Annotated in this window: 14 protein-coding genes; 8 read left to right on the plus strand and 6 right to left on the minus strand. The window is 37.6% G+C overall.

The features are described 5' to 3' along the window. Nucleotides 1–32: 32 nt before the first annotated feature. Complete coding sequence (gene ltaE, locus V7122_RS17725) at nt 33–1,082, minus strand: low-specificity L-threonine aldolase (protein WP_335344183.1); 1,050 nt, start codon at nt 1,080–1,082, stop codon at nt 33–35. A 143-nt stretch (nt 1,083–1,225) separates the two neighbouring features. On the opposite strand from ltaE, the gene V7122_RS17730 reads away from it, so the two are divergent. Beyond that, nucleotides 1,226–2,449, plus strand: a complete 1,224-nt coding sequence (locus V7122_RS17730; protein WP_335344184.1) for an MDR family MFS transporter — start codon at nt 1,226–1,228, stop codon at nt 2,447–2,449. Between the two features lie 77 nt (nt 2,450–2,526). Here V7122_RS17730 and V7122_RS17735 read toward each other — a convergent pair whose 3' ends face one another. Both V7122_RS17735 and V7122_RS17740 read right to left on the minus strand, forming a co-directional pair. Further along, nucleotides 2,527–3,510, minus strand: coding sequence for a sensor histidine kinase (locus V7122_RS17735; RefSeq protein WP_335344185.1), 984 nt, complete (start codon nt 3,508–3,510; stop codon nt 2,527–2,529). Nucleotides 3,511–3,523: 13 nt separating this feature from the next. Beyond that, nucleotides 3,524–4,225 (minus strand): LytR/AlgR family response regulator transcription factor, encoded by a 702-nt coding sequence (locus V7122_RS17740; protein WP_335348007.1) that lies wholly within the window; start codon nt 4,223–4,225, stop codon nt 3,524–3,526. A 191-nt stretch (nt 4,226–4,416) separates the two neighbouring features. Between V7122_RS17740 and V7122_RS17745 the strand changes: the two genes are divergently transcribed. The 5 genes from V7122_RS17745 to V7122_RS17765 all read left to right on the plus strand — a co-directional run bounded on the left by V7122_RS17745 (nt 4,417) and on the right by V7122_RS17765 (nt 9,355). After that, on the plus strand, nt 4,417–5,169 hold the full coding sequence (locus tag V7122_RS17745; RefSeq protein WP_335348006.1) for an ATP-binding cassette domain-containing protein: 753 nt from the start codon (nt 4,417–4,419) through the stop codon (nt 5,167–5,169). Beyond that, the gene (locus tag V7122_RS17750; protein WP_335527931.1) at nt 5,159–6,316 is read left to right on the plus strand and encodes an ABC transporter permease; all 1,158 of its coding nucleotides are present in this window, start codon (nt 5,159–5,161) and stop codon (nt 6,314–6,316) included. The genes V7122_RS17745 and V7122_RS17750 overlap by 11 nt, the downstream gene beginning before the upstream one ends. A gap of 129 nt (nt 6,317–6,445) precedes the next feature. Beyond that, a complete protein-coding gene (locus V7122_RS17755) occupies nt 6,446–7,291 on the plus strand; it encodes an SDR family NAD(P)-dependent oxidoreductase (protein WP_335527933.1) in 846 nt (281 codons plus the stop codon). 3 nt (nt 7,292–7,294) lie between these two features. Further along, nucleotides 7,295–8,842, plus strand: coding sequence for an AMP-binding protein (locus V7122_RS17760; RefSeq protein ID WP_335527936.1), 1,548 nt, complete (start codon nt 7,295–7,297; stop codon nt 8,840–8,842). A gap of 78 nt (nt 8,843–8,920) precedes the next feature. Beyond that, entirely contained in the window at nt 8,921–9,355 is a 435-nt protein-coding gene (locus tag V7122_RS17765) for an SRPBCC family protein (RefSeq protein ID WP_335527937.1), read from the plus strand. 57 nt (nt 9,356–9,412) lie between these two features. On the opposite strand, the gene V7122_RS17770 is transcribed toward V7122_RS17765, so the two are convergent. From V7122_RS17770 to V7122_RS17780, 3 genes are all read right to left on the minus strand, one after another. Continuing rightward, nucleotides 9,413–10,843: a Na+/H+ antiporter NhaC family protein gene (locus tag V7122_RS17770; RefSeq protein ID WP_335527941.1), complete on the minus strand. Its 1,431-nt coding sequence runs from the start codon at nt 10,841–10,843 to the stop codon at nt 9,413–9,415. A gap of 510 nt (nt 10,844–11,353) precedes the next feature. Beyond that, nucleotides 11,354–11,656, minus strand: coding sequence for a DUF5634 family protein (locus tag V7122_RS17775; protein ID WP_335354873.1), 303 nt, complete (start codon nt 11,654–11,656; stop codon nt 11,354–11,356). Between the two features lie 96 nt (nt 11,657–11,752). Beyond that, a complete protein-coding gene (locus tag V7122_RS17780; RefSeq protein ID WP_335354874.1) occupies nt 11,753–12,511 on the minus strand; it encodes an AAA family ATPase in 759 nt (252 codons plus the stop codon). Nucleotides 12,512–12,745: 234 nt separating this feature from the next. Here V7122_RS17780 and V7122_RS17785 point away from each other — a divergent pair, with 234 nt between their 5' ends. Next, nucleotides 12,746–12,976, plus strand: coding sequence for a hypothetical protein (locus V7122_RS17785; protein ID WP_335354875.1), 231 nt, complete (start codon nt 12,746–12,748; stop codon nt 12,974–12,976). Next, nucleotides 12,977–13,861: an ROK family protein gene (locus V7122_RS17790; RefSeq protein WP_335354876.1), complete on the plus strand. Its 885-nt coding sequence runs from the start codon at nt 12,977–12,979 to the stop codon at nt 13,859–13,861. It begins immediately after the preceding gene. The last annotated feature ends 7 nt before the right edge of the window (nt 13,862–13,868 follow it).

A 13,868-nucleotide genomic window follows, 5' to 3' on the forward strand; every position in this document is an offset into this window, starting at 1 on the left:
AGCGATGATCTCCCCACATCCCCCTACAAAGCCTAAATTTGTTTCTGTCTGGAATTCTCACATATTGCTTTAACAACTTCTATTGTCTTCTCGACATCATCATTCGTGATACCTCTATGTGTCACAAATCGGATTCGATATGGACCAGAAGAGGTTGCTAGAATCTCTTGATATCTTAAATGCTTGATAAATTCCTCGGAGTCCATTCCGAGTCGATCAATATCCACCATGATAATATTGGTTTCCACACTATCTAAATCGATGTCAATTCCGTCAATTAGGGCTAGTCCTTTAGCAAGGGCCTTTGCATGAATATGGTCTTCTTTCAAACGGTCAATCATTTCTTCTAGAGCCACAATTCCTGCCGCACCAATGATACCTGCCTGACGGGTTCCGCCTCCGAGCATTTTTCTCCACTTTCTGGCCCTTTTGATAAACTCCTTTGTTCCTACTAATAGTGAGCCCATTGGAGCACTAAGTCCTTTAGATAAACAAAACTGAACGGAGTCTGCATATTTGGCCATTTCCTTAGGATGAACGTTTAAACGAGTAGCTGCATTGAATAATCTTGCCCCGTCTAAATGGATGGGAATCTGATACTCTCTTGAAAGCTGATAAACCTCTTCCATATAACTAAGCGGCAAAACCCGCCCGCCTGAAAATGCATGAGTATTCTCTAAGCAAATTAAGCTAGTTCTTGGAAAGTGAATGTCATTCCCGCGAATGGCTTTCTTTATTTCAGATAAAGGCATTTGCCCATTTATCCCTTTAATTGTCTTTGCCTGTACCCCTGCGATGGTTGCGAGGCCGCCAGTTTCATAGTAAAAAATATGGGAGTTCTCCTCTAAGATAACCTCATCTCCCCGCTGTGTATGGGTCAATACTGCTACCTGATTTCCCTGTGTTCCACTTGTGACAAATAAAGCGGCTTCTTTTCCGAGTAAGTCTGCCGCTATTTGCTCTAAACGATTGATAGTAGGATCATCATGATATACATCATCCCCAACCTCGGCATTGCGCATTGCATCTCTCATCTTTTCGGTAGGCATTGTAACAGTATCACTTCTTAAATCTATCGGCATTGTGTTTCCTCCTCGTAAATTTCTCTATAATGTAATTTAAGCATAAAGTTTGCATAGAAACTATCAAACTATTTAAATATTGCCATAATCTGCATAAAAGGCTAGAATAGATTCACTATTGAAAATAGATTAGAGGAAACAATATGACAGCACTTAAAAATTTGCATCCACTTGTATGGAATATTGTCATTGGAACGGTTTTCGGAAGAATGGCAACCTCCATGAGCATTCCGTTTTTGGCTATTTATTTAACAAATGTAAAAGGGGTATCACCTACTCAAACAGGGCTTATTATCGCCGTGAGTTCACTGGTTGGGATTGCAACGAGCTTTTTTGGCGGCTATTTTTCCGATCGATTTGGCAGGAAAAAGGTTTTATTAATTTCAATTTTTCTATGGGCTTTTGTTTTTATCGGCTTTGGCTTAGTGGAAGCGGTTTGGGGATTTTTTCTTATGAATGCGCTAAATGGATTCTGCCGTTCTACTTTTGAACCGGCATCAAGAGCCTTGCTGGCGGATTTAACAGAACCGAAAAATCGACTTCTTATTTTTAACCTTCGCTATACGGCGATTAATGTCGGCGTGATTTTCGGTCCGCTTCTTGGATTTTACTTAGGTTCATCTAAATCCACCTCTGCCTTTTTTATTGCGGCTGGTGTGTATGCCCTATACGGATTATCGCTTCTGTTAACCTATCGAAAAACTTCGAATCAAACAGTATCAAAAGAAAATATAAGCTCTGGTAATCGTGTGAAAATCATCGATGCATTTAGGATTACCAAATCAGATTCCATTTTATTATGGTCATTAATTGGGTTTATTTTGGCGATTACTGGATATTCCCAATTGTCGTCCACTTTGCCTCAATTTCTCTCGAACACATCTCTTATTGAAAATGGAGCCAAGACGTTTTCGATTTTGTTAGCATTTAATGCGCTTACTGTTATTTCCATCCAGTATCCGCTATTATCGATTGGAAAAAAATACTCGCCTTTAACTTCCATCATGTTAGGCAGTATCATGATCAGCTTGGGTTTAATTGGCTTTGGTTTAGCTAGAGGAATACTCGTGTGGATGATTGTCATGTTTGTTTTCACTGCTGGAGAAGTGTTAATGTTCAGCATGACAGATTTATTCATGGATAATATCGCAAAGCCACATTTGCGGGGTACGTATTTCGGGGCGATGGGGTTTACACAGATTGGAAATGTCATCGGGCCAGCGCTTGGCGGATTTCTGCTCGAAACATATGGGTATGACAAACCAATTCTTGTTTTTGGATTATTGTGCTTTTCCTCATTACTAGCTATCCCGATTCTGCTAGGCCTCAAGGCGAAAATGAAAAAACAGTCACTTCGTGAGGCTTAGGGGAATTAATGATTGAAACGGATTTGTTATTACACAAGCTGAACGCCCTTCCTCTATTCTTGAGGGAGGGCGTTCCTTTAACCTAAAATTGCCGGCAATTTAATTTTTACTGTGAATTCATGCTCCTTATAGACGAAATCCAGAAATCCTTCGTGATCCTTGACAATATTATGAATGATCTTTGTTCCGAACCCTTCATGATCACCTGTTTTCGTTGTCTTTCCATATGTTTGGAACAATCCATCCAAAATATCGGCTGGGATTGGCAGACTATTATTTTTACAGATTAATAGATATAATCCGCTTCTTTTGTAAAATTGCAATGTGATGCAAGCTTGTTCTTTATGCTTCTTTTGCCAATCGATGCATGCATCGATACTATTTGATAAAAGATTGCCTATCAAAGCAACTACATGCTGGTCTGATAGGGGGAGTGTTGATAAAGGCAGATCAAAATCGTAAACAACCTCTATATCTGATGCTTTAGCCTGCTGGTACAGTTTATGCAGAACTCCTGCGACTACAACACGTTCCCCTTTTATAGATAAATTCGTCTCTTCATACCCATCAACAAGTTCATCAAGATAAGCCTTTGCCTCCGAATACTTTCCATCCTCCAGTAAATAGTGGATAGCCGAAACATGCTTTAAAAAGTCATGTCTCTCGGTTCGAACAAGGCGAAATGTTTCATTGAATTGGTTATTTTGCTCTTCAAATTCCTTTAGCTTTTTAGTAAAAGATGTGAGCTGGTTTGCCCAAATTATTCGCACGGTTTCAATCCCGATAAAAATAAGAAAAGGAACGAGAAAAATCCAGGAAGGTTTATCAGTTATATAAATTAATACAAGCAATGCCTGCATAACAAAAAGGCTAGAATTCCAAATATAGCTTAAAATTGAAACTTTGACAGGGACTTTTTTATATAAGAAAAAAATGAAACAGACAATAAATAGGCAAATAATGATAATTGGAAATTGAAAAGAAAGGTTCAGCAGCACTGAGCGCAGGTGAACGAATCCTAATACAGCGATGGTTGCCCAATATATTTTATTCAGTATCAAGTCTTTTCCACCTTTAAAAATAATTTTGCTGTAAAAAATCTACTTTCTCCTTTGTAATCATCGCTTGTTCCTCAATACCTTCAAAGGTAACAATATAGGAATTCTTTGCGTAGAGAGAGAAGTTCAACACATAGTGAATATTGATGATAAATGATCGATGTGAACGAATGAAATCACGTTCACGCAGCTCGCCCTCTAATTCATTCAATGTTTGGTATGTTTTGATCTGCCCGGATTTTGTATAGATGGTCGTGGACCTTCCGGATCTTTCTATAAAAATGATATCCTTCTTTTGAATGATATGAATATTGTTTTTCTGTTTAATATAAAGCCGTCCATTAATCTCGGCAGATTTTGTTTTCTCCTTTAGCCGTTCAATCGATTGGATGAGCCGTTCCTTTGGGTATGGCTTCATAATATAATCATGTACATTGATTTCAAAAGCATGAACAGCATAGCCGCTATTTCCGGTAACAAAAATGACTGAAATATTCAGGGCATGTGAATGAATAATATCTCCCAGTTCATAGCCGGACAGGTCCGGCATCTCAATATCTGCAACTAATAAATCAATTTCTTCTTTTTTAATATGTTCATAGGCTACTTCTGCTGATGTGGTGGAGAAGATAATTTCCACACCTTCTATACCTGAAATGATTCCATTTAATTTGTCTAAGTCAATTTTGCGATCATCTACAAGACCAATCCTCATAATGAACTCCTTTACGATAAAAAGCTCGGTTCATCCTCACAAGTGAGTCTGCTTTCATTATTTTACCATTCTTAATAGAGAATTTGTCATTTTCGCGACACGAAAAGGAATATTCGCGACATAAGTGCAGATTCCCTTTTTGTTTCCTTGTAAGATAAATACAAGAAATGAAAACAGACGGAGTGATGAAGACGATGATTCAAATTCATGAAGTGACAAAACAATTTAAGGATAAGAAGAAATATGTAACGGCTTTAAAGCATGTTTCCTTTAACGTTTCTAAGGGAGAAGTACTAGGGCTGCTAGGTGAGAATGGCGCAGGAAAAACAACCTTGCTTCGGACAATTGCTACATTACTTACTCCTACAGAAGGCCGTGTAACTGTAGGGGAATATGATACAGTAAAAAATCCAAATGAAATTAAGAAACGAATCGGCGTGCTTTTTGGAGGGGAAACAGGGCTGTATGACCGGTTAACCGCTCGTGAAAATCTTGAATACTTTGCAAGCCTTTATGGCTTAGGAAAGCATGAAACAAAAGTACGGATTGATGACCTGACGAAAATGTTTGGCATGAGGGATTATCTCGATCGAAAGGTTGGCGGGTTCTCTAAAGGAATGCGGCAAAAAGTAGCCATCGCCAGAACGCTTATTCACAATCCTGAAATCATTCTTTTCGATGAACCAACAACAGGATTAGATATTACTTCATCCAATGTATTCCGTCAGCTTGTTCATCAGCTGAAACGTGAAGGAAAGACGATTGTTTTTTCCAGCCATATTATGGAGGAAGTTTCGCTGCTTTGTGATTCGGTTGTGATGATGCATAAGGGAGAACTGGTATACAATGGAAATCTTGAAACCCTTTATAAGTCTGAAGAAAGCCGAGATCTTAATTATATTTTTATGAGCAAGCTTGTTAGAGGAGGAAACCACTATGCTTCGTAAAATTTACCTTAAAGAATTAAAAGACTGCTTCCGAGACAGCAGAACTTTAATATTGACCGTAATGATGCCGATTATTATGATGACTGGAATGACCTTTTTCTATGAAAAAATGATATCTAATGACGAAGGAAAGACATATACGCTGGCTGTAGATCAATCATTTGGGGCAGAAGAGGAGAGTCTATTTTCTGGATTTGAAAATATTGAATTTGTTAAATCGGCAAATCCTGAAGAAATTCTGAATGACGGCGAGGCTTTAGCTGCACTTGAATTAAGTCCTAATTTTATGAGCAGTATTGCGAACGAAGAGGAAGCTTCTGTAACGATAATTGGCAATTCCTTTAGCCAGAACTCCTCGAATTTGATGAATCTAGTAAATAACGCTTTAACAGCTTACGAAAAATCGGTCACTTCAGAACGATTAGAGAAGCTAGGAACAGAAGCTTCGGTCATTCAGCCTTTTGCCATCAATCAAAAGGAAATGTCTGCAGAGGATCCTAATATTAATTTAATTGCTATGCTCATTCCATTAATTTTATCAATTGCGATTGGGGTCGGTGCCGGTCCGGCTGCTTCAGATTTATTTGCTGGCGAGAAAGAAAGAAAAACAATGGAAGCTCTATTAATGACACCAGTCAACCGTTCAACACTGCTTTTTGCAAAATGGATGACTATTGCAACTGTTGGAGCAATAACCGGAATTATCACTCTAATTGTCGTAGCATTAGAAATTGGCTTGTTAACTGAAAATCTGAAAAAGGCTGTCACTTTTGGAGATAACGCAGGAATTATCATCGGCTTGGCTATCCTAACATCGATTATTTACGCCATGTTCAACGCATCAATCCTTATGATTACGAGCATTATTGGCAAAACGGTAAAGGAATCGCAAAGCTACAGTACGCCTGTTATGATGCTGGCCATTATTCCAACGATGGTTATATCTGGAATTGGAATCAATGAATTAGGCTTTGAGCATTTCGCTATTCCAATCATGAATCTATTCAGTATATTGAAGGAATTAGTTTTCGGTATTGTCAATATAGAACATATTTTAATAACGATTGCAAGCAACGTCATTTGTATGATTGTACTCTTTATTATTGGAAGAATCTTATTCATGAAGGATAAGTGGGTTATGAATTAATGAAATTAAAAGGGACGGTTCCTATTCTTACTTGGTAGAACGGTCTCTTTCTTTATTTCCGATAAAGGTTTTTTAGCTTTTTTCATAGAATATTAGGGTATATAACAAAATTTGAAAAAAGGGATTATGATGCCTAAATATAAATTTTTGGAAAGATTATTATTTCCGCCAACATATTTAAACAAGGTGAAGCTGCAAAGCACATTGCATGGAAAGACAATCCTTATTACGGGTGCAAGCTCAGGAATAGGGGAGCAGTTAGCCTATATGCTAGCGGAGCTAAATGTCCATTTACTATTAGTAGCAAGAAGAGAAGAGAAGCTGTTGACGATGAAAAAAGAAATTGAAAAGTCAGCAGCAATAGTTAGTATTTTTCCAGCAGATTTAAGGGTGGATGAAGAGATGCAGGGACTGCTGACATTCATTCGGCACCTGCCAGCCGGATTGGACATCGTTGTTAGCAATGCGGGAATATCAATTAATCGATCTATTATGCATTCCCTGGATCGGTACCACGATTTTACCCGTACGATGGCCATTAATTATTTTGCGCCGGTTCAACTACTGTTGTCAGTTATTCCGATACTTGAAAAAAATAAAGGTCAGATCATTAACGTTTCTACCATAAACGCTTTGCTGCTGCCATTTCCCTTTTGGGCTGCATATCAGGCATCCAAGTCAGCCTTTGATACATGGCTTCGGTCTGCAGCACCTGAATTGAATGCAAAGATGATTTCAACCACAACGATCTATCTGCCATTAGTTAAAACACCAATGATCCTGACAACAGCTGCTTATCAAAAAATGCCTGCCATGTCCTCCGAGCATGTTGCCAAAATCATTTGCCAAACGATGTATACAAAAAGAAAAAGGTACAGGCCGTGGTGGCTAATATTTGGACAGCTTGCATCCATAGTTTTTAGAGGAATGTGGGAACGATTCAGCCCAATTATTTTAAGAAAAAAGAGGAAATGAAACATGAAAATATTAAAACTTATATTCGTTTTATATAAAATCAAATTACTTTCCCCTTTAGGCTTATATAGGTTACTGGCAGCGATTTCAAAGAACGGAATCAATATCATGACTCTCCTGCAAATTGCAAAAGGGACATACGGGAACAAAGTTGCATTAGTAGACGATAATGAAACAATAAGCTACAACCAATTATTCTCCCAATCTGAAAAGCTTTCTATGGTTCTATTAGAAAAATACGGGCTTAGGTGCGGTCAGAAAGTAGGTTTTCTGTGTAAAAATCACGCTTCATTAGTCAGATCTATTTTTGCTGTTTCTCGATTAGGAGCAGATATTTATTTACTCAATCCAGAAATGAGCAAAAATCAGTTTAAATCACAATTGGAAAAACATCATTTTGACTTCCTTGTATATGATCCGGAGTTAAGGACGATTATCGAACATGCAAACTACACAAAAGAAATGGTTATGAGTTATCATGATCATCTGCCTGCAATCAATCAATTAATGACCACAAATCTAATTAAGGAAATAAAATTGCATAGAACTTCAATGGGAAAAATCATGCTGCTGACAGGCGGCACGACAGGAAAATCAAAGGAAGCCCCTCATAAACTATCACTATTCAATTATTTAAATCCATTTGTCAGTTTGCTCGTTAGACTTAAGCTTATAAAATACAATCCTGTTTATATTGCTACTCCTATCTACCATGGCTATGGTGTTGCTGTATTATTTTTATTTATCGCATTAGGGGAAAAAGTGGTGATCAGCAAAGGGTTTCATGCCCAAAAAGCCTGCCAGCTTATTCGAGAGCACAAGGTTCAAGTCGTAACGGTCGTGCCTCTAATGATCCATAAAATGTTAAAGCATAATGCTGAGGATTTAAAATCTCTTGCATGTATAGCTTCCGGCGGTGCACAGCTTAATCCTAAACTTGCAGATGAGGTTTTTCATAAATTAGGAAATGTCTTGTGCAATTTGTACGGCACTTCGGAAACGGGCTTAAATATTATTGCAGCCCCGCAGGACTTAAAGTATTCAGTTCATACGATTGGAAAGAGAATAAATGGCGTCCGCTTAAAAGTACTGGATCAAAATAAGGATGAGGTAGAATTCGATACAATTGGACAATTTTGCGTGAAAAGTAAGTGGTCATTTAAGAATAGGAAGGCTTCTTGGATTGAAACAGGTGATTTAGGTTATTGTGATCAAAATGGGTATTATTTTTTATGCGGAAGAAAGGATGATATGGTGGTTTCAGCTGGAGAAAATGTGTACCCGATTGAATTGGAGCAGGTTCTTATCCAACATAATCTTATAGAAGATGTAGCTGTGATCGGCATGAATGACGAACAATTTGGACAGAGGTTGAAAGCATTTGTGAAACCAATGAGACATGCTAACCTTACAGAAGAGGAGATTTTTGAATGGCTGCGCCCTAGGGTTGCAAGGTTTCAAGTTCCAAAAGAGATCGTTTTTATCGATCAGATGCCATATACTCCTTTGGGAAAACTTGATAAAAAGCGGTTGAAAAATATGGAAGGATAAGTAGTCTTGTCTACTAAGCTTTTGGATAAAATAATAGGTCTACCTGCTAGAAATTTGAAAATTGAGGAGAGAATGCATATGAACAATCTGACAAAGTTTAAAATATTTAAACCGGCAAATGAAGTATTTGAAGCCTTCGTGGATCCATCAAAAATTGGTAACTTTTGGTTTTCGTCAAGTTCTGAAAAATGGGAAGCGGGTAAGATCATTACATGCAGATATGATGAATACAATGCCGAAGGTGAACTAAAAATGATAGAAATCATTGAAAATAAAAAAATTGTGTTCCAATGGGGTGCGAATGGAGAGGGGCATATTGTCACCATTTCACTAGATGAACTAGATGATTCAAGTACAATTATTGAAGTTAATGAAGAAGGTTTTAATGAGGAAGCTGATGATTTCATCAGCCAATTGATCGATAATAAGGAAGGCTGGGTTTATATGCTTACCTGTTTAAAGGCTTATCTTGAATTTGGTGTGAATAAATTAAGAGCCGGAATAGTTAAATAATAACCCTTCGAGTTTCATTGCCCCAACGATCTGTTGGGGCTTTTGAATATCATAAATTTAAATAATCAATAATGCACTTACCAAATAAAGAACAAACGCTATAGCCCCGCCAATAGCAGAAACCTTCAATTTATAGCGGGCATAGTCGACAAGAGAGAGGTCGAGAATGGATGCAGTTGTAATGGTTGTATCACCAAGCGGCGAGGTGATTGCGCCAAATGCTCCGCTGGCAAATACAGCCCCTACGGTCAAAGGGATAGAAGCCCCGGTGGAAACGGCTAAGGTGATTCCCAGAGGCATAAATAATCCCCAAGTTCCCCACGATGACCCTATAAAATAGCCGACTACCGATCCGATCAAAAATATCGTTGCAGGGGTCATAAAAGCAGGTAAAAAGGTTCCTAATGTTGACCCAATAAATTCTGAAAAGCCAAGATCTTCGGCCGACAAAGTCAATGCCCAAATCAAAATAAGGAGACTGATGGCCTGCATCATTTGATTACCTCCATCGTAAAAGTGATACAGGACTTCACTCAATTTTTGTCTCCTAATCATATAAAAGGTGAAGGTTAAAATAAGTGTAATAAAAACTGCCAAAAGCATGACAAAAGTGGCATCTGCCATGGAGAATGCTTCAAAAATGGTTTTGGCCCCGAGGGAAGTTCCGTTTTGCCATAATAGAAATAACGATAATGCCAGCAAGATAAAGACTGGGAAGATTAAATGCCATGGCTGTGCTTTTACTAAAGACAGTTCCTTTTTGATGCCCATTCGATGGAATTCATGTTCTTCATGCTCACTATGTTCCTGATCCGCCGTTGCTTTGGGATTCATCATTATTTTAGAAGGCGGCAAAAAGGTTTGGATAATTCCAATGATTAACATGATGATGGCATAAAAATTAAATAAAATGCTTAGTAAAAATATTTGATAGGGTGACATCCCTAAGTCTAAACCTTGGATTCCCCCGGCCACTAAAGAGACCATAAATCCGACAAAGGCTGTGGCTACTGGTAATAAGACGATTACGGACTCTGTCGATATATCTAGTGTCATGCCCACCTTTTGCCTTGAAAGATTCATTTTATTAATGAGAGATTTAACAATCGGTCCAATCATCATAATCCGAAACATTGGCATCATAAACGTAAACGGAAGGGTCAGCCAAATAAGCCCAAGCAGCCCGCGTTCCGTCTTTATACGTCTTCCAATCCATTCTGAAAATCCTTTAATGCCTCCTGCAATATTCATCATTCCAACCAGACCGCCAAATAAATATAAAAACCCGACAATCTTAATATTTGTATCGTTAGATAAAGTTTTGACGACATAGGAAATCGCCTGCTGAGTACCGATTAATAGATCAGATGATACTAGGATAGCTCCAACCAGAAGCCCAACAACAAGTCCCGGCAGAATGTCTTTTAACCATATAGACATGGAAATGACAATGATAAATGGTAATAATGAAAGCCAAGCGTGCTCCAAAATGGTTCCTCCCCTTAGCCTGTTTCTATTTAAACGTTAGAGATATACATAAAGCCCAAGTTACTCATTCACTAAGCTAGTATTGCCAAATCCAGCTGGTGATTATTACTAATGGTTTTAAGAGGCCCCTTAAAAAAATAAAAAAACCAGCAAGGAGTTTTGGTTCTCCATTACCGATTTTTTCGTTTTATACTTTATTCTCTTACGCCAATGAAGGGCTTAAGTTGGTAATATACTAATGCCATAATTACGTCTACTAGGGTAATTCTTGGATTAAACGGACATACGTTCCGTTATTTTGCTAAAATGCTTCATTATTACGTGATTTTTATTAATTAACGTACTCAGTGTCCGACCACACCTCCAAAATAGCGTTATTATGAAAATAATGTCCTCAGTGTCCGCAAAAAGTTAAAACTTTTGAGAACGGGTGCCTGAACTGAACAGAACAAGTAAAAAAAACGCATGGATTTCATTATTAGCCATGCGTTTTTGGAGAAACTACTTCAATTAGATATCACGAAACACACTTTCTAAGTCATCATAACCACGATGATCCTTCAAACTAGGATTATCAGATTCAAGTGTCCACTCATCATTTTCTTGTGCTAATTCACCTTGATCATTTTTAAGATAAGGGCTATGAATATGGAACGTTTTCCCCTCTTTATTCACAGTATATCCTAGGTAGTACCGATCACCTTCACCATGTTCCTCAAAAATACCAATATCATCAATACCATATTTTTCGATATAGGATTGAAACGGCTGCTGTAATTCATTAATGATTTGTTCTCGTGGTAAAAATTCCATAGAAATTTGCTCCTTCCAATTAATCCTATACTTAATATGGCATTCTTTAGATCTTTTCATTAATAAAAGGAATGAAATTCTTCCGTAGTTGTATTTTTAGTCGTTCAGTAAATGATGAAGGATTCTTTCTCGGTTCTCAAAAAATTGTTTCATCATTCGGTAATGTCCCGTTTCTTCAAGCTGAGTTTCTTTTGCGCCATCCTCTGTAAATTCGATAATGGCAGCATTCGGATAAGACATGATGATGGGTGAATGAGTGGCAATAATGAATTGGGAATTTTGACGGACTAATTCGTGAATTCTTGCCAGCATGGATAATTGTCGCAGGGGAGATAACGCTGCTTCTGGTTCATCCATAATGTAAAGGCCGTTTCCCCCAAACCGATTCATGAAAGTTGCCCAAAAAGATTCCCCATGTGACTGTTTATGAAGTGACACGCCTCCGAAAGAATCGATAACTTTCGGGCTTGTCCCGAATTCCCTATCCATTTCCTCAATATTAGACGCTACATTATAGAAGGTTTCTGCTCGAAGAAAGAATCCATCACTAGGTTTTATAACTCCCTTCACCAACCTAATATAATTGTCTAATTCCGAATGGGAATCATAAGTAGCAAAATTGAAATTAAATGAACCGCCTTCCGGATTAAATCCAGCCGCAACCGCAATCGCTTCCAATAAAGTTGATTTCCCCATGCCATTATCACCCACAAAATAAGTTACATTCGGATGAAAGGATAGCTCATCCAGCGTTTGAATGCTAGGTAAATTAAATGGGAATTTGTTAAAGGAAGGGATATGATCACGTTTAAGTTTAATCCCTCTTAAATAATCATTTTCTATAAAATGCTCCATGCCTAATTCTCCTATGATTTGAATTTGTTTTATTTTAACAAACAATTGGAAATTATTCCTTTAAAGGATAGTAAAATGTAATAAAAGAAATCAAACATAAAAAAAGGATAAATGAAATGAAAATTTTAGCTTTAGACATTGGGGGTACTTCTATTAAGACGGGGGTATGTGATCAAAACGGGCATCTGGGTCATGTATATTAGAGTATTGCCTTTAAAAGAATGGAGATGAAACATGAAAATCATTAAAGTGAAGAATTATGAAGAGATGAGCAAAGAAGCGTCAAAATTCATTATTGAAAAAGTTCGAAAGACTCCAAAAATGAAACTGGGCTTTGCCACAGGGGAGACTCCGGAAGGGCATGGTACTTCTCTAATTGAAAACAATTTATCCCGGTTAAAAGACTATCTTGATTTTGCGGCTGATAGAATAATCATTTTGCCAGGTGAAAGCGAGGTTGAATAAATGAAAATATTAGCAATTGACATTGGGGGCACTTCAATAAAAATAGGTTTATGTAATAAGCATGGGCATTTTGAAGTGATGAAAGAATACGAAACTAAAGTTAGGAATAGTGAAGGAAACTTAGTTGAAAAACTAATTAATCTAATCTCAGAATTCCATGAATTTGATGCAATCGGGATTAGTACGGCAGGTCTAGTAAATAGTGAAGAAGGTTATATATATTCTAGTGAAAACATTCCAGATCTGTCGGGAGTAAACGTAAAGGATATTTTAGAGAAGGAATTTAGTATCCCCGTTTTAGTAGAAAACGATGTGAATGCAGCTGCCCTAGGTGAAAAGTACTTTGGTGTAGGTAAGGGCTTAAATGATTTTCTTTGTCTAACTTATGGTACCGGAATTGGCGGGGCAATTGTTCTAGAATCTAAGTTATATAAAGGGAATAAGGGGATAGCCGCTGAATTTGGCCATATGATTACGCATCCACAAGGTCATAAATGCGGATGCGGTCGTTTAGGATGCTATGAAACTTACGCATCGACTTCTGCATTAGTCAAAAAAGCAAAAAAAATAAATAAAGATTACCTAAATGGAAGAATTATTTTTGCTGAGGAAAATCAAAAAGATCCAAAACTAGCAAAAGTTATACAAGATTGGACCTTTGAAGTTGCTCTAGGCCTAACCTCCCTTATTCATATATTTGATCCCCCTGCTATTATTATTGGCGGCGGGGTAATGGAACAGGAACACCTCATTAAGAAGATTTCGATGAAAGTAAAAGAATTAATCATGGAAAATTATTCAGATGTATCAATTATAAAAGCATCTCTTGGAAATAAAGCTGGGATATATGGTGCTGCTTCATTGCACCTGAAAAGCGAAAATTGAAAAGTCA

The sequence above is a fragment of the Bacillus sp. JJ1532 genome, from assembly GCF_036965085.1.
GTDB lineage: Bacteria > Bacillota > Bacilli > Bacillales > Cytobacillaceae > Cytobacillus.